Raw genomic sequence first — 21,734 nt, 5'->3', positions numbered from 1 at the left:
GGATCAGGAAAAGCGCACTTTATAAAGCTGAAATAGTTCTCCTGGCTGCTGTTTCACAATTTTTGCACCAGTCGACTGAATCATTTTCTGCCAAGCTATCAGCGATTCCAGGAATACTTCAGCACCCAAATAAGTTTCCAAGATTGCCCAGTTCTCGGCGATCGCTGAATCAGGATCGATTGCGTCAAACACGAACAGTCCCTCTGGCTTGAGCACTCGCTTTGCTTCTGACAAGACGGTACTCCAATAATCCAGCGGATAGTAGCAGCTAAATCCAGTGGCGATCGCCAGATCGAACTGATTTTCCTCGTAGCTCAATCGATGTGCCCCGCCAAGGTGCACACCCTTGAACAGTTTTGAATTCAGCTGAGGTCCGCGCGCATTCAGCGTGTCTCGTGCCACCTCACTAATCTCCTGACCGTAAAAAAATGCTTCCCAATCACGCCAGGGATAGATCAGGAAACTCACTCCACAGCCAATATCCAGGCAGCGCTGCTGCTTACGAGGTTGGGCAATTTCCCAGAACGGTGAGGCAATTTTGGCAGCAAGGGAACCGGAAGCCCATTCTCGAAAAATTGGCATTGCCTCGACTTCGGGCGGCAAATCAAACGATTCCCGTCGATATTCCTGGTTAAATCGACGTGCTACTGCTGCAAGTTGGGTTTGCCAATCTGGGCTGCTGTTGGAGCGATCGCCCAAAAAATTGGCTAGATCTTGAGAATTGCGTTTCCGTTCCTGGGGCATTCCGTTCTGTTACCCCTTCAGCGCTCGGTTAAAGTTTTGACGATAGGACCTATTAGAAATCAACAAAACTGGCCACAGTGCCGCTAGATAAAGCTTTCCCTGGCTGAAGTTAGTGCGGTGAAATCCTGTCCAAAACTTCCATACACCGCCTAGATAAACAGCTAACAGCACAAAACCAAGTAATCCAGTCATCGCTTAAACTCCAGTTTGAAGTCAGACGCTTTAATCCAAGTGTAGAGTAGCGAACCGAATTCCTGCTACACCCCTTAATATGCTTAATACCCTGTTCCAATTTGCGGGATATCGTTACTATTCTCTTGAGCAATGAAAAATATTTGAGTTCAACGAAGCAACTGTGAAGATTCTCACAAATCACCTCTAGTGGGGATATTCAGAGTTTCTTGCCCATAGGAGACTGCATAAGCAGATAAGTTATACAAATATGCGGTTCAGTCTTAACCGCAAAATTACAGAGAGACGGTTGGCAACAACTAAGGAGGATTTATGCGAGCAGTGCTGATGGCCGGTGGATCGGGAACACGGCTCAGGCCGCTAACCTGCGACTTGCCAAAGCCGATGGTCCCTATCCTAAATCGTCCGATAGCCGAACACATCGTCAATTTGCTCAAGCGGCATCGAATTACAGAAGTGATCGCAACTCTGCACTACCTACCAGATGTGATGCGCGACTATTTTCAGGATGGCAGCGACTTTGGGGTGCAAATGACCTATGCCGTTGAGGAAGATCAACCCTTGGGCACTGCGGGCTGTGTCAAAAATGTTGCTGAATTGTTAGATGAAACGTTTCTCGTGATCAGTGGCGATAGCATTACAGATTTTGACTTGAGTGCGGCGATTCAGTTTCATAAGCAGCGCGGCTCAAAAGCCACACTGGTGCTGACGCATGTTCCTAACCCAATCGATTTTGGAGTGGTCATCATTGATGAAAATCAGCGAATTCGACGGTTTCTAGAAAAGCCTTCTAGCAGCGAAATTTTTTCAGACACGGTGAATACAGGTACCTACATCCTGGAACCAGAGGTGCTGGACTACCTGCCTGTTAATCAGGAATCAGATTTTTCTAAGGAACTATTCCCGCTGCTGCTAGAGAAGGGGGAACCTATGTATGGTTATGTGGCGGAGGGTTACTGGTGTGATGTGGGTCATCTCGATGCTTATCGGGAGGCACAGTATGACGCACTATATCACAAGGTAAAGCTGGATAGTAGCTATGAAGAGCGATCGCCCAATTTGTGGGTAGGACAAAACACTTACATTGACCCGACTGTTCAGATTGAGACTCCAGCACTCATTGGTAGCAATTGCCGGATTGGGGCACGGGTGCAAATCGATGCCGGAACGGTAATTGGCGATAATGTGACGATTGGTTCTGATGCAGATTTGAAGCGACCGATTGTGTGGAATGGAGCAATTGTGGGGGATGAAGTTCACCTGAGAGCCTGTGTTGCAGCGCGGGGTGTTCGCATCGATCGCCGTGCTCATGTATTAGAAGGGGCGATCGTCGGTTCACTTTCGACGGTGGGCGAGGAGGCGTTGATTAATCCAGCAGTACGTGTCTGGCCAAGCAAAAAAATTGAACCGGGCGCAACACTCAACATGAATTTAATCTGGGGACATGCCGCCCATCGCAACCTATTTGGACAACGCGGCGTTTCAGGACTGGCGAATGTAGATATCACGCCAGAGTTTGCAGTCAGGTTGGGTGCAGCCTATGGCTCAACGCTCAAACCGGGTTCTAATGTGACTGTCTCTCGTGACCAGCGCAGCATTTCGCGTATGGTGTCGCGATCGCTGATTGCTGGGCTCATGTCCGTGGGCATCAATGTGCAAAATTTAGAAGCAACCGCCATTCCGGTTGCCCGTGCGGTGTTGCCCACACTATCGGTTGCCGGGGGAATTCATGTGCGGGTTGGCTCCGATCGCTCTGACCATATCTTGATCGAGTTCTTTGACGCCAAGGGAATCAACCTTTCCAAAGGGCGAGAAAAGAAGATTGAAGGCGCTTACTTTAAGGAAGATTTTCGCCGAGCGCAGATTCAGGAAATTGGCAATGTCGTTTATCCGGGACAGGTAATCGACATCTATAGCACTAGCTTTGAGCGCCACCTCAACGCAGAAGCGATTCGCAACAGTAATTCTAAAGTGGTGATCGACTACGTGTATGCCGTGTCAGGTGCCGTTTTACCCATTCTCTTGGGTAAATTTGGCTGCGATGCCGTAGTGCTAAACGCGAGCCTTAGCCCTAACGTTCCTTCGGTAGCAGACCGGGAAGTGCTGTTAAGCCAACTGGGACATGTGGTAGAAGCACTAAAAGCCAACCTGGGCGTACAGGTGTCTGCAAACGGCGAACAGTTGATTTTGGTAGACGAGTCAGGCAGTGCCATTCGCGGCGAACTGCTGACCGCGCTGATGGTTCACATGATTTTGACAGAGCATCCACGAGGCACGGTGGTTGTGCCCGTGAATGCCTCCAGCACGGTAGAGCAGATTGCCCGTCGCCATGATGGCAAGGTGATTCGCACTAAAGCAAACCCGACTGCGCTGATGGAAGCCTGCCACACCAACAGCAATGTGGTTTTGGGTGGCAGCGGGGAAATGGGCTTTATCTTCCCCCAATTGCATCCTGGCTTTGACGCAATGTTTTGCATCGCTAAACTGATCGAAATGTTGACGCTGCGAGAACAGGAGATGTTTGGCAATGCACCACGCACACTAGGTCAAATTCGAGCAGAACTGCCTCGCGTTTGCCACAAAACGATCACGGTGCGTTGCCCCTGGACGGCAAAAGGGGCATTGATGCGGCATCTAGTCGAAACCCATCCGGCTGAGGATCTCGACTTGACGGACGGGGTAAAGATTCTCAACCCGCAGCATGACAGTTGGGTTTTGGTGTTGCCAGATGCTGGAGAGCCGCTGGTGCATCTATTTGCAGATAGCAGCGATCGCGGTTGGGTCGATGAAACTTTGAGAGAATATCGCGCTCAGGTGCAAGAGTTTGTCGATCACGAGCAGGGTACTGAGGAACCTCGAATTGATCTCGACAAAATAGGCGTTTGAGCATTGAGGAAGTAGAGGCTGTCAACTTATTCCGTCAGATCTTATACTAGTAGACGGTAGATCAAGTGTACTATCTTGTAAAACTTCAGAAGGAGAGCGATCGCCTTCAACAATGTGGAGAATCGCGTCTCTACAGAACTAACGCGAAAAATTTACCCCAAAAAATGCAGAGTTGGGGCTTTTTAGATTAAAACTATTATTTGAGCTCAGGAGTGTTGAGATGAATAGCTGTATTTTGATGGCGGAGATTATTCAAGAACCTCAGCTTCGCTATACCTCTGATAATCAAACGCCGATCACTGAAATGATCGTTCAATTTCCAGGAATACGGGATGATGACCCACTAGCAACCATGAAGGTAGTGGGCTGGGGCAATTTAGCCCAAGAGATTCAGGAGCGCTTTCATGAGGGCGATCGCGTCATTATTGAGGGTCGCCTCAGCATGAATACCATTGATCGCCCTGAAGGGTTCAAGGAAAAGCGGGCTGAGCTGACCGCCCAAAAAATTCACAGCGTTAGCGGAGACGTAGTCGCCAGCGCAGTTTCTAATCCTGCAACTGCCGCTGCACCCGCACCTACATCTGCACCTGCATCCGCACCTCGTAGTCAGGCACCTGCTAAAACGGCGAGTCGCTCGGCAACCCGCTCTGCTGCTCCGGAAACTAGCAAGTCTGCTGCCTACTCTGCACCTGCTGAGACGGCAGACTACGACGACATTCCGTTCTAAATGCTGTGTTATTGGGAGCGATCGCACGAATGCTGATCTTTTAGCTTAATTTCAGCGTTCGTTCTCAAATAATCCTGCATTCAATTGCAGGCATATTTGAGCGTGTCCAAATTCAGAATTTGCTCCAGGCCCCAAAGGTGAATAGTTTGGTCACGCCCAGCAGAGGCAATTCACTTTGCTGTTGGGGCTAAATCCGTCGGGTCACGCCCCTTCAAGCAATCGCCAAAGCCAACTTAAAATAACGGGCGTACAGATCGCATCTCGGTAAAACCTTCTGATTTTGCACGCTCATCCAACGTAATTTCTTCTCCACTTAGATGATGCAACGCTAGCTGAATCAGGTAAGGATTGCTACCCATTAGCGACATCAATCGCTCAACCGAATCTGTTGCCATCTCCGTACCTGCCTTTTCTATATAGGCTCTCAGCAATCCTTACGCTTTGGAAATTGGGTTTTCATCGTGCTTCAATTCACCTCTCCTCGACAAAAACTTACTTGCTTTGAGAAGCTGTTCTTTTTATCACTCCTGTCCCAACTTTACAGCTAGCAATTCACCGTAAGATATCACTTAGGCAAGAATGATTACCATTTACTTTCATGGGCATACAGTATTCAGTCTTAATTTAGTTAAACTTTAATTCTTTTTATACAAGACGTTAATAGCGCAGTTGCTAAACGGTCACAACAACCTGCTATGAACTTGTTGTAAATTTCCTACGAATGAATTATTCAACTTAATTCTCATGTTGAATTGGGATAGCCATAACAGTAACTTGCTAAAAATAGGAGTTCCGGCGCTTAAATTGCGTGGTTAATTTGCAATTTTCACTTAGTAAGAGATTTAGCGTCAGCTATCCCAACTAAGTGAAGAATTACTTAGTGATTAAAGAGAAATCTCTCGTAAGCAGCTAGTCCGAAGAGCCTGATAGACGAACAGTCTACTAATACTTTGCGAGAGCGAGCAAGTCAGGATCACCTGAAGTTGGCAAGTCACTCACGCTAGTCAAGCTGCCGAGCTATTGACCTGCAAGGAGAAAATAGATTTACGAAACTGAATTTTCACCAAGTGGCAGTAAAAAGTTGCGCTCACAGAATCTAAACTTCTCATTAATAAATATTAATTTACGATCTGCCTTCGGGTAGATGACGACACTTCAACTTTAGCAGCCCCAGAATTGTTAAGTTGAGAAATGTATCGATCGTTCTAGGAGTTTGCTCAAATTCCTAGAAAGTGTTGAGCATCGCAGATTCTAGGAATCCTCATGCTATAACAACTACAGCATCCTCCAGTGGTCTACGTTGCGCTTTAATTTGGTGCATTACCTTTAGGTGTTTTATTAGACTGCATTAGTAGACCAATCAACTTAATTTGTGTCTTTCAATTAATAGACTTTCGGCAAACATTAACAACAAGTTCCATTAAATTAACGTTCTTGTGTTAACCAGTTTGTTTAGCGGAATCCTTGGGAAAGTTAATTAGGTAATAGTTGCTTAATGTTAAAGACTGACTAGATTAATTTGTAGCTATCCAACAACCCAAGAATGTTCACGGAAAACTTTATTCCTCACGGACACTGCTATCTGTGGAAGCCCGATTTGGTAGGCTTGCACATTGTGTCAGATGCATTGATTGCGCTCGCCTACTATTCGATTCCCCTGACTCTGATCTACCTTGTCCAAAAGCGGCGAGACATTCCCTTTAACTGGATCTTTTTGCTGTTTGGGGCATTCATTGTTTCCTGCGGCACCACTCATTTATTAGAAATCTGGACACTTTGGCATCCTGTTTACTGGATTTCTGGAATGACCAAATTGGGAACTGCTGCTATTTCTCTCTACACAGCGATCGCACTGGTAAAGTTGCTTCCTGTGGCGATGGCAATTCCCAGTGCGGCTCAGCTAGAAGCTGTCAACGACGAGATTAGGGAACGCCAGCGAATTGAGGCAGAACTCAAGCAAAAAAATTTAGCACTGGAGCAAGCAAAGCTAGAGGCAGATTTAGCCAATCGGGCAAAGAGCGAATTTTTAGCAAACATGACCCACGAGCTACGCACTCCTTTGAATGCAATCTTGGGCTTTACAGAACTGTTGACCTGTGACTCAAACCTCACCACTGACCAGCACGAACAACTCCGCATCATTGACCGCAGCGGCGAACATCTGCTGTCGCTGATCAACGATGTGCTGGAGATGTCGAAGATTGAAGCAGGCATGACAACGCTCAATCCCAACAGCTTTGATCTATGCGGACTGATTGCCAGACTGAAAGAGATGCTGCAACTCAAGGCTGAGTCTAAAGGCTTGCAGTTTATTACGGCGATCGCCCCGGATGTGCCGCAATACATTCAAGCAGATGAAAATAAGTTACGTCAGGTATTGCTCAATCTGCTGAGTAATGCCATCAAATTTACCGTGACCGGCAGCGTTGAACTGCATGTAGCAGCTAAAACAGCCCTAAACGATGGTGATTCTTCACCAGATCAAATTCTCTACTTTGAAGTGACAGACACCGGTCCTGGCATCGCTCCCCACGAGATTGAAGCCTTGTTCAACCCCTTTGTACAAACTGAGACAGGACGCAAATCTCAAGAGGGAACAGGATTGGGATTAGCGATTAGCCATCGATTTGTGGACATGATGGGCGGTAAGCTAATGGTTGACAGCAAGCTAGGAGAGGGAACGGCGATCGCCTTTGACCTACCCGTTGAACTAACCCCAGCCCCACTCAGCTATGCCAACCTCTCAGGAGAACGGGTAATTGGGATAGCTCCCGAACAGCCCACCTACCGCATTCTGGTAATCGAAGACCGTTGGGAAAATCGTAGCTTGCTGGTGAGAATGCTCAGCCACATCGGCTTTGAGGTGCTTGAGGCAAACGATGGGCAAGAAGGAGTCACCCTCTGGCAAAATTGGGAACCCCACCTGGTTTTGATGGACATGCGAATGCCTATCATGGACGGCTATGAAGCAACTCGACGCATTAAAGCCAATCCTAAAGGGCAGTCAACCGTCGTCATTGCAATCACTGCCAGTGCCTTTGACGAAGAACGCGCCAAGATTATGGCAACAGGCTGTGACGACTTTGTTCGCAAACCCATTCGAGAAGCATTGCTCTTAAGTAAAATTGCTCAACATCTGGGAGTGCGCTATCTCTATGAAAGTTCCTCTCAAACGCCCTTGCTTCAAACTACAGAAGCCGAGCATTTGACAGAAATCAAAATGCCCAAACACGAAGCACTGCTGGCGATGCCGTCGCTCTGGCTAGAGCAGATGAATGAGGCAGCTTTGAGGGGCGATCGCCAACAAATTTACACCTTATTGGACTACATTCCTGATCCAGATTCATCTTTAAAGTCAGCCTTAACTACTTTGGTTAAAAACTTTCGCCTGGATTTAATTGCGAATTTGACCCAGGAGAGCGCAAGCGAATCGCAATTCTCAAATCATCTGTAGCAATCCCAGACGGCTTGTAGAAACCCAATGAATCGTGTCATTGCGGAACTCTCACAATCAATTTGGGATTGCTAGATAACGTAAATCTTCTGGTCGTTAGCACCCTCCAGAGAACTTCGTTCAGGGATGCAAGATGAGTAGCTTTAGTCAGATTCGTGCAGGGTTAATCGGCCCTGTGCTAGTGACGCTTATTTCCTCGATTGCCATTGGTCGCGCCGCGTCTGCTGAAGATTTGACTGTAGTCAGCTTTAATGTAGAGTCGGGAAGTTCTGACCCAGTCGTGATGGCGACTCAGCAGATGGCACCCCTGGACGGCGTGGATGTGTGGGGTCTGTCTGAGGTACAAAATGAAGCTTGGGTCAATGCTTTAGAAACCGGAGCGAAAGCAGGAGAACAAGCTGACTTCGACTCGATCTTGGGTACAACGGGAGGTGGCGATCGCCTCGCCATTCTTTATAACAGCACTCTCCTAGAAGCAGTTCGCCACGAAGAACTAAACGAACTGAATCTTGGCGGCAATGTTCGAGCTGCACTAGTTGCCCAGTTTCGCCTACGGCAAACAGGCGAGGAATTTCTGTTTGTGGTGAATCATCTCTATCGCAGTGAAACTGAGCTGCGCCATGAACAGTCCCGGCTACTCAACGCCTAGGTACAAGAACAATCTCTTCCAGTCATTGCTGTTGGAGATTACAACTTTGACTTCAATGTGACAGACGGCGACCAGGGCGATCGCGATGCAGGATTTGATCTACTTACCCAAAACGAAGCTTTCGTGTGGATTCGCCCTAAAGAGTTGGTTGCAACTCTTTGCAGTACTAAATACAACAGCATCCTGGATTTTGTTTTCGTCGCCAATGCTGCTAAAACCTGGACGGTAGAGTCCTCTGAGGTGCTGTTTGCTGATCCCACCTCAAACTATTGTCCTGATGACGAAATAACTAGCGATCACCGTCCTATTGAGGCAACATTTCAACTACCATCCGATCAGGCAGATGGAGAAGCGAGTCTATCCCAGCCAGGAGGGTGGTTTCGGCAGGTGCTTCAGGCGATCGCTAGTCTGGTTAGAAGCTTGCAATCTTAAGCTAGCATTGCTGAATGCGGACAGGATTCATGAAACTTTGATTAATCTACTGGAATCAAGTCAAACTCACGAATTTTGGGCTTGATTGAATCACCTGTATCTAGCTCCACGGTGTAGGAAGCGCCCCACAGGGTCGTCACATCCGGGCTACGTACAACCACTCCCGTTCTGCCATTTAGGTGGTGAGGCTTAAGCAACCTGTTAATCTGAATTTTGACGCGATCGCCTGGCTTAAATCTTGGAGTATTCATATTCAACTCTTACTAAAAATCAAACAAGCTGTGAATCTTATTAACGACTCAAGCTTCGCAAACATAGCAATCCATAGCCTCTGTCGCACGTCGACTTTCTTCTGCATCTTTAGAGGGTGATTCTTTGTGATCCAACCGACTCGTTCTCAATGGGATAATCTGCTTTGCAACCTAGGAGACTGGCGAGGCTCATTTACCCGACTCTCTCCTCAAGGAATCGTCAAAGAAGATATCCCGACCCAAGTAACACTGGAAGGCTTGAACCAAAATCAAACCATTCGCCAGGTCATCCGGCATTTCTCGGAGGCGGGTGAGGTGTCGCAGGAGAAGGTATTGGAGTACAGTTCTCTTAACCGCAGCACACTATTCTTTGAAGACGGTGCTTTTTCGCAGGGGTCAATACAGTTTGGACCATTTTCAGAATTTGGAGCAGAGCTAGGCTTCATTCGGGGCGATCGCCGTTTGCGTCTCGTGCAGCTTTTTGACACCCACAGCAGTCTCTCTAGCCTGACGCTAATTCGCGAACATCGGGCTAGCACTGAAGCAGCAGAACGTCCTACTCTGACTGTCGAGCAGTTGATCGGTGAATGGCACGGGGAAGCGACAACACTTTATTCAGATTGGCGATCGCCCGACTGTTACGCCACCCAGTTGATTGTGCAGAGAGAGGGCGATCGCTTACACCAAAAACTGATTGCCCCCAATTTAGAACTGAATTCAAGCACACAAATTCAGCCAAACCTGCTGCTGTTTGACCAGGGAAGTTATCCCATACAGGTACTTTTGTTGCCTGACGGGGCTTCTTCTAATACACCGCTGGCAATTCCCAAAGGTAAACCCTTTTTCCTCGAAGCGGGATGGCTGGTCCAGCCTGGTTTACGTCAACGCCTAATTCGCAGCTATGACGCTCAAGGTGGCTGGGTTAGCTTGACTCTAGTCACAGAACACAAAACCTAAACCCTATTGCGTCGCTCCAGAGCAGCTTTGACGTTGGGGTTACTTAGAAAAATAATAGTCAGAATAGGGTAAATCAAACCTACTAAGCCACCAACCACGCCGCCAACAATACCCCCTATGGCAGCCGGATCACTGGATGCAAGACCGTCGGAAAAGATTCCAACGATAAAAATCATGTTCAAAATGCCGATGGCGATCGCAATGTAGGCGTAAATAATTGAGCCTGACCTTGCCCAGGGCTTTTTCATCAGCAGTCCAATTCCCAGAATCAGCAACGCCAGAGCCATTAACGGAGCAAACTACGCGGAAGCCCTGAACCATCCGATAGTCGCCGAATTTGCTCCAAAGTTCTCAAAAAATTCAATTGATTGATCTAGACTGAGCAGTCCGAGCGGACTAGTAACCAGTCCAAAGCTACCAAATACGATATTTAAAATACCAAAGACTTTTACTGAGCTTGGAACAGTTTGACCTTCCATCGCTTCATCCCCTTTTGATGATCGACTTCAACATCAAACTGTAAAGCATTTAGCAATTTGAGCAAACATGATCCTAACTTCAGCAAAATAGCTGAGAAGAATAGGAGATGTCTGGTCCATTCTAGAAGTACGGTATCGTCTGGAACTCAAGCTGAATGCGTCAGTCCTCTACCAAATCCCTACAGCAAAATCCTTTTCTCACCTATCGCGATCCCAAGACGGGACGCTGGCTGGTCGTCAAACCGCAGCAGCAGGTTAGCTTCTCTGACTACACAATATCAATCAAGTTTGATGCAGCCGTTGGAAAGGCAAAAGTTGTTCTTTTGAGATCTTCTGCAGATAACTTGTATCGGATTGCCAACGCAAAAATGTTGACTAGCTCTTCAGCATAAGATCCCAGCAGGTGCGCTCCGAGAATGCGATCGCTCCCTTCTTCGACCAACACCTTAAAACCTGAGTAGGGTTCATTAATACGGCGTGAAAAGTACCAGTCTGAAGTATCCGGCTCATAGAGGGTCTTGAACTTCAAGCCTTGCTCTCTCGCCGCTTTTTCTTGTAAACCCACCGACGCCAGTGTGGGGATGCTAAACACCATACTAGGAATTTCTGTGAAGTCAGGTTTGTGATGATTTCCCTGGAGCAAGTTATCAGCTACCACATGCCCTTCGATGCTAGACACAGGCGTCAAAGGCGGCGCACCACTCGCTGAAATATCACCGGCTGCATAAACCTGAGGATTTGAGATGCTCTGAAGGTAGTCGTTTACCGAAATGCCTTTTTTCTCATACTTAATCCCTGCCTTTTCTAAATCTAGGTCTTGAGTGGTGGGAACGCGTCCTGCTCCATGAACCACCATCTCCGTATCAAAAGTTTCTTCACCTTGCTCTGTCTCGACCTGCACCACTAGGCGGTCTGCCTGCTTCTGGATGCCTTTGACTTGTGTATTGACTTGCAGATTTATACCTAGATTCTGAGTTGCTTCAACAAGCCGCTCAACCAAATCTGGATCGAAGGGTTCCAGTGGTCTTGAGCCTTGATGCAAAATTCGCACCTGAGCGCCAGCCCGTGCTGCAACGTGGGCAAATTCCATTGAAATGTAGCCGCCTCCAATCATGGCAACTTGGCGGGGCAATGTTTCCAACTCTAGAAACTGGTCACTGTAGGTTAAATATTCTTCGCCTGAAATACCCAGGGGGGCAGGTTCTGCACCAGCGGCGATCGCCACATAGCGTCCGCTCAAGCGTTCGTCCCCAACCTGAACAGTTGTTTCATCTACAAACTTGGCAAGACCATGAAAGGTCTTGATCCCAGCATCGGTGTAGGTTTTCTCACGTTTTTGGGGAACGGGTCCAGTAAAAGTGCGTTTGAACTGCATAAGGTCCTGCCAATTAATCTGCAGGTCTGCTGAGGTTATGCCCTTGCCTTGCATCCGCTTTGCCCAATCGATCACCTCTGCGGCACCACCTAACACTTTTTTGGCATCGCAACCTCTCAAGGCGCAAGTTCCACCAAAGGGACGAGAGTCGAGGATGGCAACACTCCAACCTGCTGATCGGCATTTTTTGGCAATAATGGAACCCGCTGTTCCGGTGCCTATGACGATCAAGTCAAATTTTTGGGTCATCTAAAATGCCTTTTCTGTCGATTCGATTTACTGCTACAGCAGCTAACGTTTTATCTGCCGCAGGCTGTAACTCTTTCAAAATAGGCATGAATAGCGAGGCGATCGCTCTGTCAAGAGTAGTACATTCAGCAAATCACCTTCAGCCTGTTAGTGCCAAAGTCTGATGCTTCTATCCTTGCTGCTACTAATCAAGGTTTTCCCATCGGGGCTAAAGTCCAACGAGATCACCCAATCTGAGTGTCCAGCTAGCGTATTCACGAGTTCCCCAGTTTGCAAGTCCCATACGCGAACTGTTTTGTCGAGACTGCCACTGGCGGCCGTTTTTCCAGAAGGGCTAACGGCAACGGCAACAACTTGTTCTGAATGACCGGATAGCGTCTTGGTGAGTTCTCCGGTTTGATAGTCCCAGATTTTGACGGTTTGATCCCAGCTACCGCTGATCAAAGTTTTACCATCAGGGCTGAGGTCGATCGACCTGACAGCGTTGGCGTGTCCCTTGAGGGTGCGTAATTCTTTCCCGGTTTGCAAGTCCCAAACCTTGATACTTTTATCGCTGCTGCTGCTGGCAAAAGTGCGGTTGTCGGGGGCGATCGCCACTGACCAAACCGACTCTGAATGGCCAGTGACCGTATGTTGCAGTTCGCAATCTTGCAAGTCCCAAATTTTGACTGTGCCATCGTAGTCACCGGTAACAAACCTACTGCCATCGGGACTAATCGCAATCGTCCACACTGGACTCAGGTGACCTAAAAGCGTTCCACGCAGCTCACCAGTTTGTAAATTCCAAATTTTGATGGTTCCGTCCCCACCACTGCTAATCAGCGTTTGATTATCGGGGCTAATAGCAACTGCTCGAATCGCATCTGAGTGTCCTGAAAAAGAGCGGAGAACTTCACCGCTATAAAGATCCAAAAGCTTAATATTGCTGTCATAACTGCCACTTACCAAGGTTTGACCATTAGGACTAACAGCAACTGCCCAGATAGTATCTGAAGTTTGACTCAGGAAGTTTGTCAAGGAGAAATCGGGCTCTGGAAATGCTTCCTGTGACTCAATTGGAGCAGGGGACACCGAAAGCGGTAGCCCGTAATAATAAGCTCCAAGTGCCAAACCCAGTAGAACCCCAGCGCCAAACATCAGCAGTGGGGAGCGATGCCGTCTAGGGCTTCGAGGCGAAATTTCTGCTTCTTCAATCGGCTTTGCCCAAGGAAGTAACGGTAGCTGAGCAATATCAGTTACCGTTACTTCCTTAGCAAGAATGAGCTGTAAATCGCCTGCTGTTGAGACGGTTGAACTCTGTAACGCTGGCTGGAGGTGATGCTGAACCTCTTGCTCTAAGGGAGGCAACTCAACAGCCGGTAATCCTGCTGAGGAAACGGTGTTTTGCAGTCCTGGCAACGCTATCACGATGCTCAGATTCTCCGCGCCCTCAAGGTCGGGAATAGAAATGTTGGGCAAGGAGTGTAACAACTCAGCTAGCTCTGCTGAACTGAATTCTCCCTGTTCGGGACGGCGTTCCTGTTGGTGGTTTTGCAAGTAAACATACTCTGCCTCTACTTTATGAAGCTGAGTAGCAGCATTAATTTTCAAATTCTTCAGGCAAGCCCCAGTCCACCGAGTAGCAGTAAAGTCAGCTCCTTCTGCCTGGGCCTGGGTCAAATCGGCATGAGTAAAGTCAGCTTCGCTAAATTTAGCATCACTTAAATCTGCGCTCGCGAGATTTGCACCTTGCAGATTTGCTCCGTTAGCATACGCAGCACTCAGGTTTGCTCCAGATAAGTTTGCACCTTTCAGATTTGCCCCAATTAAGCAGGCGCGACTGAGGTTAGCATCACTCAGGTCAGCTTTACTTAAATCTGCCTCAAAAAAGTATGCTCTGTTGAAATCTGGTTTAACTGCAGGGTTTTCCTTTCTCCAGCGGTTCCAAACTTCTATTCCTTGCTCAATCAACTCGAGGTAGTCGTTATCCGCCACAGTACGCACCTCCTTAGAAAGCGAAAGCAAAGGCATTGCACAGAAGCATTACGCAACTGGCAGCCCTAAGGATTCACAATTTGGACAATTAGTAGATGCTGGATGATAGACGTAACCGCTCTGATGGTTGTTCAGTCTGCTTGTTATTCTCTGCTAAATGGCAAGCTAATGCCAACCCTTACATCAAGTAAAGCAAACATTACAGGAAGTGTTTAACCTTGAGTCAAACCCCAAGGTTGAGGGACGAAAGCAAATAACGAGTTTTTACATCAAGGATTGGAGTAGGGCTAGGACCTGATATGACAAACAGCGATATTTTGAGAAACTCCGCTGTCTACTACCTTTTTCAAAACTATTTCTTCAACGGACAGCCTTAGAGAAGATTGATATTAAATACTTTATGTAAAGAAAAAAGCCTAATCTCTGAGCCGGTAACGCTTTGGGCATTACACATTAGAAATTAGGCTTTTAAGGTGAGGTGTGAAAAGTGTGGTCTAAGACGACTTAGCAACCTTTTGTGCTAATCAGCAAAGCTAAATTTTTCTGTCTAAGCTCTGTCGATTATGTCTTTTGCTGCATCTTTAACATCCTCTACAGCATGCATTGCTGCTGCTTGGCTTTGCTTATCTTGACCCTCAACTTTATCTCTGGGATTACCGGTTACATCGCCGGTTACTTCCTGAATTTTACCTTCGACATTTTTTGCAATCGCTTTTGCTCTATCTTCAATACTCATGTTTGTACTCCCTTATAAATGATGTAAAGTTAACCTTTCGATTTGAAGAATAACACTCGAATAATAGAGACACATCGTTCCCCAGGCAGACTGGCTACATCTCCCTAGAGATGTATTTCTAAAAACTCTAATATCTGCCTGTCAAATGATATCAATTGATACTAATTCTCTTCGCTCTTCAAAACATACAGTTTCCTGTAGAAACGCTATGAACAAAAATGGGGGCATAAGCCCCCGTAACAATCTACTTATTCGTAATACAAATCTGCTGACTATTAGAGAGACGAACTTAAACTTATTTAGAATGCTCCTACCCTCGCGAAAACCACGTAGAGAGTTCTAAAGATCACGAACAGGTCGTAAAGGGGAGTCCAACGGCTCTGGTAGCGCAGATCCAAATCTACAATCTGCTCAAAATCTTCGATGGCAGAACGACCATTGACTTGCCATTCGCCGGTAATTCCAGGCTTGACATTCAGGCGTTGCCAATGGCGATCGCTATATTGAGATACTTCATCAATGGTGGGAGGACGAGTTCCCACCAAACTCATGTCACCCATCAGCACATTCCAGAACTGGGGCAGTTCGTCCAGGCTGGTTTTACGTAGAAACTTACCTACTCTGGTAATGCGAGGGTCTTGACGATTTTTGAAGATTAGCCCTTTTGCCTCATTCTTAATCTGCGCCTTTAGCTCGTCTGCATTCGTGACCATTGAGCGAAACTTCACTAAGTGAAACACCTGCCCTTGTAGACCGCAACGCTTCTGGACAAAAAAGATGGGACCAGGATTGTCGAGTTTGATGGCGATCGCGATGGGTACAAAGACGATGGCTAGAACCAATAACCCAATAAGACTTCCACCAATGTCGAGTATCCGCTTGAAGTTAGAGGTTACAGAAGGGTGAAGAGAACTGAGCTTTAACGCTTGGGATTGAGAGGAATCGGCGATCGTAGGTGAAAGTGTAGATTGCATAGTTTATTTCCTTGCTATCGCTGTCGTATTGAGATAAAGCGTGTATTCACTCAGGTTTAATTACCTAAACATATATTCACTTCTTGAAGACAAAACAGTTTCCAAGACGACTTATCCAAAACTTTATTGCGGGATCAGTATTTTCCAGCTTGTTTAAATTATCTATAAAGTGGAAGAAAAACTGTTGTTTCACTTCCTTTAGGTAGATGCTGCTGAGAATGAAGTAGGCAGATGAAACAGCTTTCCTTTTGCACAAAAGAGCGTTAATCAGGAATACAAACTCCATCAAGCCGTCTTCTATCTATAGATATAGATTAGAAGAACTCGGGTCTTCCGATTCTCAGCGTGAAGACGATTAAGATGCTATTTGAGCTGTTTGTAGAAGCCTAGCAAATTGCTGTAAGTTCCTCCCAACAGGCATTTGAGCATCTCAGACCTTCTACGGGCAGTCCTAGAAGCAATGCTGTTTCAGTTCAGAGTGGAAAATTATATAGGGCGATCGTCTACAATCTATCCAAAGGTAGAAGCGAGAAAAAAAATTAGCTTCTCGAGTTAGCTTCATCGTGTTAACCTCCTGTTCTTGTAATCTTTGAAACAAGGAAAACAATCCAAATTGCAAGGATTTACGGAAGTATTATTAGAAGAATCGGGAATTATTTTCAAGCCAACTAAAATTGATCACATCCCACTCTCCGTATACGTAGTATTAATCTGTAAAGGTAATATGAGTGTTCGGTGAAGTTGCGCAGAATCGTTGATCTAGTAATAAAAACTGTGCGATATTTCTTCGCATGTCCTCTTAATACCTTGCGTAGATACACTTAATTAGTGATTACTCCACAACTGGTTTCAAAACAAATTCTTGATTTGAGCAGTTCTAACCTGGAGCAAGCAAAGTTACTAGAGTGTTCTCTACATATGTGCAAAGGCAAATTAAGAGCACATCACGCTGAACTCAAGAGTTTTTAGGACTCATGATCTTGTCCCCCGATGACTTCTAACTAAAAGTTTCCAGAATCTTCTTCACCAAACTCTAAGCGGTCAAGAGGCGAGGACAAGGGCGACATTACCATCTCATGACTCCTCCCAATAGCATAGGCTTTTCTCAAACTGCTGCCTTGAAGAAATTTGATTCAGATGAATCGCTCTTTTAGGCTATGTTCAGGAGTTTCCAGAGTCTTCATTCTGCGATAGTGATGATTGCTTGAGAGAACTGTAAGTTCTCATAGGCTATCTCGTGCTGTAAGTTAAAGCTTTGCCTCAGCTATCGTGAAAGATCAAATTAGTCAGCAGTTGAAGTTATTCAAGTAGAAAAGAACATGGGTCGTGAGGTCAAAAGGGGTAAATTCCAGATGACGGAAGAGGTCAAAATTCTAAACCTGTCTATTAGCAATTTATCTAGGACAGAATTGCTAAATCAATTAAAACTGGGTGTTGTTTTTACGCCTAATGTAGATCACTTAATCAAGCTGCAAAGCGATTCGGATTTCCTTAAGGTTTATGCTGCTGCGGATTATAAAATTTGCGATAGCAAAATTCTGTTATTTGCATCCAAGTTCTTGGGGAGTCCTATCAAAGAAAAGATTTCCGGCTCTGATTTTTTTCCTGCATTTTACGAGTACCACAAAAAAAATCAAGAAATCAAAATTTTTCTGCTAGGTGCTGCTGCTGGTGTAGCTAGCAAAGCCCAAAATAGAATCAATAAAAGAATTGGTAGACAGATTATTGTAGGTTCCTATTCTCCTTCTTTTGGTTTTGAGAAGAATGAGGAAGAGTGTCAAGAAATTATAGATATCATCAACCGTTCAGGAGCAACGGTCTTGGCAGTTGGAGTAGGTGCACCCAAACAAGAAAAATGGATTTGCAAATATAAAGATCAGCTGCCTAAGGTCAAGATTTTTCTGGCGATTGGGGCAACGATCGACTTTGAAGCAGGGTATAAGCGTAGAGCGCCCAAATGGATGAGTGAAGTTGGGTTTGAATGGCTTTACCGACTTATCTCAGAGCCGAGAAGACTCTGGAAACGGTATCTGGTGGATGATGTTTATTTCTTTTGGCTAATTTTGCAGCAAAGATTCAACCTTTACAAGATTCCAATCGCTTTGGGGTTGGAATCAGAGCAGTACAAATCTCCAAAGCAAACTAGTAACCTTTCAGCCAAGGTTTAGATTTTTGGGGAATATCGAATAACTTGGCTTGGCTTTTCACAATAGCTAGAGTTAATTTTTTGGTCTGGTTTTATCTGATTTTATTACCGCTGTGAGGACACCTATGAATCATCCTGTTATCGCCATTGGACTTGATGCTGCAGACCCATTGTTAATCGAAACTTGGATGTCGCAAGGGCATCTGAAGAACTTAAAGCAATTGTGCGATCGCGGACTCTACACTCGCCTCAAAACTTTCAATTACTATCGTGCTGAAACGCCTTGGACAACTTTCCTAACAGGCTGCTCTCCCCAGAACACAGGCTATTGGGCACCTGTAAAATTCCACGAAGGCACCTACGAAGTGGAAGAAATCGAAGCTTACGATTTCTCTGAACATCCTCCTTTTTATGCCCTAGGAGATGACTATCAGGTTGCAGTATTTGATATGCCGCAGTCCACTCTTTCAGAGCAGGTTAACGGGTTGCAGGTCTTAGCTTGGGGTGCACATTCACCACTTACACCTAGCCACTCAAAACCCGCAGGTTTATTAGAAGAACTGATACAGAAACACGGCGAACATCCCAGATTGCGGAAGGACCACGCGAGCTGCATGAATGTAGCAGCATTGAAGCGATTACAGTCAGACATTCAGGTAGGAATTGCTCGTCGTTCAGCCATTTGTCAGGACTTGTTGCAGCGTCAACCCTGGGATCTGTTTCTTACGATTTTTGGTGAAACTCACTCTGCGGGACACTATCTCTGGCATCTAAGCCAACCTAGTCACCCTCTGTATGACACTTACAAAGATCAAGTCTCTGGCGATCCGCTGCTAGAAGTATTTGAGTCGGTTGACCGGGCGATCGGAGAGATTTTAGACAAAGCGCCCAAAGATGCTCAAGTAGTCGTCTTTGCAGCACATGGCATGGGCAACAACGTGATGGATTTGCCCAGCATGGTGTTTTTGCCGGAACTGCTTTATCGGTTTAACTTTGGCAAACCGGCTTTGGCTCCTGGGCAGCTAGGCGCTCCACCATCAGAACCGATTACTAAAGGGCGAGTTGAGCGTGGCTGGATTGGTGCAGTCTGGGGCTTAAAACACGATGCAAATCGGCTTAGAAGCTGGTTGCGGCAAAAGCTGCCTAATAAGCTGTTCAAACATGTGGAGCCGCTATTTGGCAAAGATTCACAGCCTGATCTGGTTTCCCCCTTCAAGTTAATTGAGCAGGGCGACGCACTGTTCTTTCAACCTGCGGTTTGGTACAAGCCATTTTGGTCGCAGATGCGGGCGTTCGCGCTGCCTAGCTACTCTGAAGGCTACATTCGCATTAACCTCAAAGGTCGTGAGCCAGAAGGCATTGTTGAACCATCCGAGTATGAAGCGCTGTGTGACGAACTGAGCCAACTGCTTTACAACCTAAAAGACGCGCGGACAGGGCAGCCCATGGTGAAGCAGATTGTCCGCACGCGCCAGCAGCCAGACCAGCGTGACCCCAAGCTGCCCGATGCCGACCTAGTAATCATTTGGCAGGAAGAGCATGTCACTGATGTTGTAGATAGTCCTGAATTGGGACGAATTGGGCCCGTTCCCTACAGCCGCACCGGGAGCCATCGCAGCGATGGATTCTTGATGGCGCAGGGCCCAGGAATTGAGCCAGGTTCTAGTGCGCCAGAAGGACATGCGCTAGATCTCGCTCCAACCGTTTTAAGCCTGATGGGTGCATCGATCCCTCCTCACTTTGAGGGAAGACCGTTGATTGAGACGTTGATTTTAGCGAAGTAACGCTACGTTCATTCATTCATCACTAGGTAAGAACAAAGCTATGAAGTATCCGGTTGTTGCAATTGGTTTAGACTCGGCGGATCCGGTTTTGTTGGAGAAATGGATGTCTCAGGGGTATTTGAAAAACCTGCGACAGTTTCAGCAGCAGGGGGCATATGGGCGGCTGGTCAACATGGAGTATTACAAGGGCGAATCTGCCTGGACAAACTTCTTGACGGGTTGTTTGCCGCACAAGACGGGCTACTGGTCTAAATACAAGTTCAATCCTCAAACTTATGAGGCTAGCAAGATCGGTGATTACGGTGCTTACGACTATGCGGAATATCCTCCCTTCTACGCCGTTGGGTCTGATCATCGGGTGGCAATGTTTGACATGCCTCAAACGGCTTTGTCAGATCAGGTGAATGGGTTGCAGGTGTTGGCCTGGGGTGCGCATGCACCCATGGTGGCTCCTGCATCTCAACCTGAAGGATTGAGAGAAGAGCTGATCAGAAAGTATGGGGACTATCCGATTGATGTTTTGCACCACCAGGATCGCTCGGACTGGTACAACTCAGACTCGGTAGAGCATTTGCGGCGATCGCTCACAGATGGCATTCTGCGTCGAACTGCAATCACTCGGGACTTGCTGGGGCGTGAAACGTGGGATCTGTTTTTAACGGATATTGGGGAACCTCATACGGCGCAGCATTATCTGTGGCATTTGAGCCAGCCTGATCATCCGCTTTATCAGCCAAGTGCAACTGATCCGCTACTGGATGTTTTTGAAACGATTGACCAATCTCTAGGAGCAATTTTGGCTGAAGTTCCTAAGGATGCCTATGTGCTGATTTTCTCGGTGCATGGAATGGGGACGAATTCTGCTGACTTGCTCAGCATGGTGATGCTGCCTGAGTTTCTCTATCGGTTTAGCTTTCCGGGTAAGTCGATGTTGAAGTCGCAGGCAATGGGTGCGCCTTTGTCGGAGGCGATCGCCCCCAAAAAATCTGAACACTGGTACAAGCAAATTCACCAGCTCAAGGACGACCCTGACCCCATCGCCCGACTGTTTAGAGCCTTAGAACCCATCTTGCCAACGCGGTTGCTGATGAAGGCATACAAGCAGTTAGCAAAACTGCGCGGTTCAGCTCAGACAAACCTGTACGACTGGCATCCAGCACATTGGTACAAGCCGTTTTGGCCGCAGATGAAAGCCTTCTATCTGCCTGGTTTCTCAGATGGCTACATTCGGATCAATCTGGCAGGACGGGAAGCATACGGTGTAGTGCCTTTGGCTGAGTATGACGCAGTGTGCGATCAGCTAATTGAGCAACTGAAGGAACTTACCGATGCAAGAACGGGTAAACCCGTCGTCAAAGGTATCGTGCGGACCCGACAAAATCCGCTTGACCCCGATCCTAAGCTGCCCGACGCAGACCTGGCTGTGATGTGGGAAGACTCTGCGGTCGATACGGTTGATAGCCCCACCTACGGTCGTTTTGGACCCGTCTTCTACAACCGCAGCGGCGCACATCGAGCGAGAGGGTTTGTCATGGCGCAGGGTCCAGACATTCCGGCTGGAACCAGCTTGACAGAAGGACATGCGGTTGATTTGGCTCCAACGATTCTGCAAATGATGGAAGCACCGCTTCCCCAACATCTGGACGGAAAGCCACTGGAATATGCAGACGGCAAACCGCTAGTAGGTTTACCTGTAGTCAAGTAGTCCTGCTTCCTTAAATCCGT

The 21,734-nt window shown here is 47.0% G+C and carries 18 protein-coding genes; 9 read left to right on the top strand and 9 right to left on the bottom strand.

Annotated features, from left to right (window positions below; translation table 11 throughout):
- Positions 1–3: 3 nt before the first annotated feature.
- Together H6G00_RS18205 and H6G00_RS18200 are read right to left on the bottom strand one after the other, a co-directional pair.
- A complete protein-coding gene (locus H6G00_RS18205) occupies positions 4–744 on the bottom strand; it encodes a class I SAM-dependent methyltransferase (protein ID WP_190797833.1) in 741 nt (246 codons plus the stop codon).
- 9 nt (positions 745–753) lie between these two features.
- Positions 754–936 carry a hypothetical protein gene (locus H6G00_RS18200; protein ID WP_190645892.1) on the bottom strand — a complete coding sequence of 61 codons (183 nt, stop codon included), beginning with the start codon at positions 934–936 and terminating at the stop codon, positions 754–756.
- Positions 937–1,248: 312 nt separating this feature from the next.
- Between H6G00_RS18200 and H6G00_RS18195 the strand changes: the two genes are divergently transcribed.
- On the top strand, positions 1,249–3,822 hold the full coding sequence (locus tag H6G00_RS18195; protein ID WP_190797832.1) for a mannose-1-phosphate guanyltransferase: 2,574 nt from the start codon (positions 1,249–1,251) through the stop codon (positions 3,820–3,822).
- A 220-nt stretch (positions 3,823–4,042) separates the two neighbouring features.
- Positions 4,043–4,549, top strand: coding sequence for a single-stranded DNA-binding protein (locus H6G00_RS18190; RefSeq protein ID WP_190645894.1), 507 nt, complete (start codon positions 4,043–4,045; stop codon positions 4,547–4,549).
- Between the two features lie 233 nt (positions 4,550–4,782).
- Here H6G00_RS18190 and H6G00_RS18185 read toward each other — a convergent pair whose 3' ends face one another.
- Positions 4,783–4,980, bottom strand: coding sequence for an AAA-like domain-containing protein (locus tag H6G00_RS18185; RefSeq protein ID WP_277881907.1), 198 nt, complete (start codon positions 4,978–4,980; stop codon positions 4,783–4,785).
- Between the two features lie 1,112 nt (positions 4,981–6,092).
- Between H6G00_RS18185 and H6G00_RS18180 the strand changes: the two genes are divergently transcribed.
- From H6G00_RS18180 to H6G00_RS18170, 3 genes are all read left to right on the top strand, one after another.
- The gene (locus H6G00_RS18180) at positions 6,093–8,003 is read left to right on the top strand and encodes an ATP-binding protein (protein WP_190797831.1); all 1,911 of its coding nucleotides are present in this window, start codon (positions 6,093–6,095) and stop codon (positions 8,001–8,003) included.
- 133 nt (positions 8,004–8,136) lie between these two features.
- The gene (locus H6G00_RS18175; protein ID WP_190797830.1) at positions 8,137–8,652 is read left to right on the top strand and encodes a hypothetical protein; all 516 of its coding nucleotides are present in this window, start codon (positions 8,137–8,139) and stop codon (positions 8,650–8,652) included.
- Positions 8,653–8,709: 57 nt separating this feature from the next.
- Entirely contained in the window at positions 8,710–9,084 is a 375-nt protein-coding gene (locus H6G00_RS18170) for a hypothetical protein (protein WP_190797829.1), read from the top strand.
- Between the two features lie 41 nt (positions 9,085–9,125).
- On the opposite strand, the gene H6G00_RS18165 is transcribed toward H6G00_RS18170, so the two are convergent.
- The gene (locus tag H6G00_RS18165) at positions 9,126–9,335 is read right to left on the bottom strand and encodes a hypothetical protein (RefSeq protein WP_190645898.1); all 210 of its coding nucleotides are present in this window, start codon (positions 9,333–9,335) and stop codon (positions 9,126–9,128) included.
- Positions 9,336–9,461: 126 nt separating this feature from the next.
- On the opposite strand from H6G00_RS18165, the gene H6G00_RS18160 reads away from it, so the two are divergent.
- Positions 9,462–10,292 carry a DUF3598 family protein gene (locus H6G00_RS18160; RefSeq protein WP_347278197.1) on the top strand — a complete coding sequence of 277 codons (831 nt, stop codon included), beginning with the start codon at positions 9,462–9,464 and terminating at the stop codon, positions 10,290–10,292.
- Here H6G00_RS18160 and H6G00_RS18155 read toward each other — a convergent pair.
- From H6G00_RS18155 to H6G00_RS18135, 5 genes are all read right to left on the bottom strand, one after another.
- Entirely contained in the window at positions 10,289–10,579 is a 291-nt protein-coding gene (locus tag H6G00_RS18155; RefSeq protein WP_190797828.1) for a hypothetical protein, read from the bottom strand. The two genes, H6G00_RS18160 and H6G00_RS18155, sit on opposite strands and share 4 nt — an antisense overlap.
- A 460-nt stretch (positions 10,580–11,039) precedes the next feature.
- Positions 11,040–12,395, bottom strand: coding sequence for an NAD(P)/FAD-dependent oxidoreductase (locus H6G00_RS18150; protein ID WP_190797827.1), 1,356 nt, complete (start codon positions 12,393–12,395; stop codon positions 11,040–11,042).
- A 147-nt stretch (positions 12,396–12,542) separates the two neighbouring features.
- Positions 12,543–14,369, bottom strand: coding sequence for a pentapeptide repeat-containing protein (locus H6G00_RS18145; protein WP_190797826.1), 1,827 nt, complete (start codon positions 14,367–14,369; stop codon positions 12,543–12,545).
- A 547-nt stretch (positions 14,370–14,916) separates the two neighbouring features.
- A complete protein-coding gene (locus H6G00_RS18140) occupies positions 14,917–15,105 on the bottom strand; it encodes a CsbD family protein (protein ID WP_190797825.1) in 189 nt (62 codons plus the stop codon).
- A 299-nt stretch (positions 15,106–15,404) separates the two neighbouring features.
- On the bottom strand, positions 15,405–16,079 hold the full coding sequence (locus H6G00_RS18135; RefSeq protein ID WP_190645904.1) for a sugar transferase: 675 nt from the start codon (positions 16,077–16,079) through the stop codon (positions 15,405–15,407).
- A 1,319-nt stretch (positions 16,080–17,398) separates the two neighbouring features.
- Between H6G00_RS18135 and H6G00_RS18130 the strand changes: the two genes are divergently transcribed.
- The 3 genes from H6G00_RS18130 (at position 17,399) to H6G00_RS18120 (ending at position 21,714) form a co-directional block, all read left to right on the top strand.
- Positions 17,399–18,247: a WecB/TagA/CpsF family glycosyltransferase gene (locus tag H6G00_RS18130; protein WP_199314149.1), complete on the top strand. Its 849-nt coding sequence runs from the start codon at positions 17,399–17,401 to the stop codon at positions 18,245–18,247.
- Between the two features lie 103 nt (positions 18,248–18,350).
- On the top strand, positions 18,351–20,009 hold the full coding sequence (locus tag H6G00_RS18125) for an alkaline phosphatase family protein (protein ID WP_190797824.1): 1,659 nt from the start codon (positions 18,351–18,353) through the stop codon (positions 20,007–20,009).
- A gap of 40 nt (positions 20,010–20,049) precedes the next feature.
- Positions 20,050–21,714 (top strand): alkaline phosphatase family protein, encoded by a 1,665-nt coding sequence (locus H6G00_RS18120; RefSeq protein ID WP_190797823.1) that lies wholly within the window; start codon positions 20,050–20,052, stop codon positions 21,712–21,714.
- The last annotated feature ends 20 nt before the right edge of the window (positions 21,715–21,734 follow it).

It is taken from the genome of Leptolyngbya sp. FACHB-541, from assembly GCF_014695875.1.
In the GTDB taxonomy this organism is placed as follows: domain Bacteria; phylum Cyanobacteriota; class Cyanobacteriia; order Elainellales; family Elainellaceae; genus JAAUTN01.
Note: the sequence above shows the minus strand (reverse complement) of the source record. Positions and strands in the feature narration are given on the sequence as shown.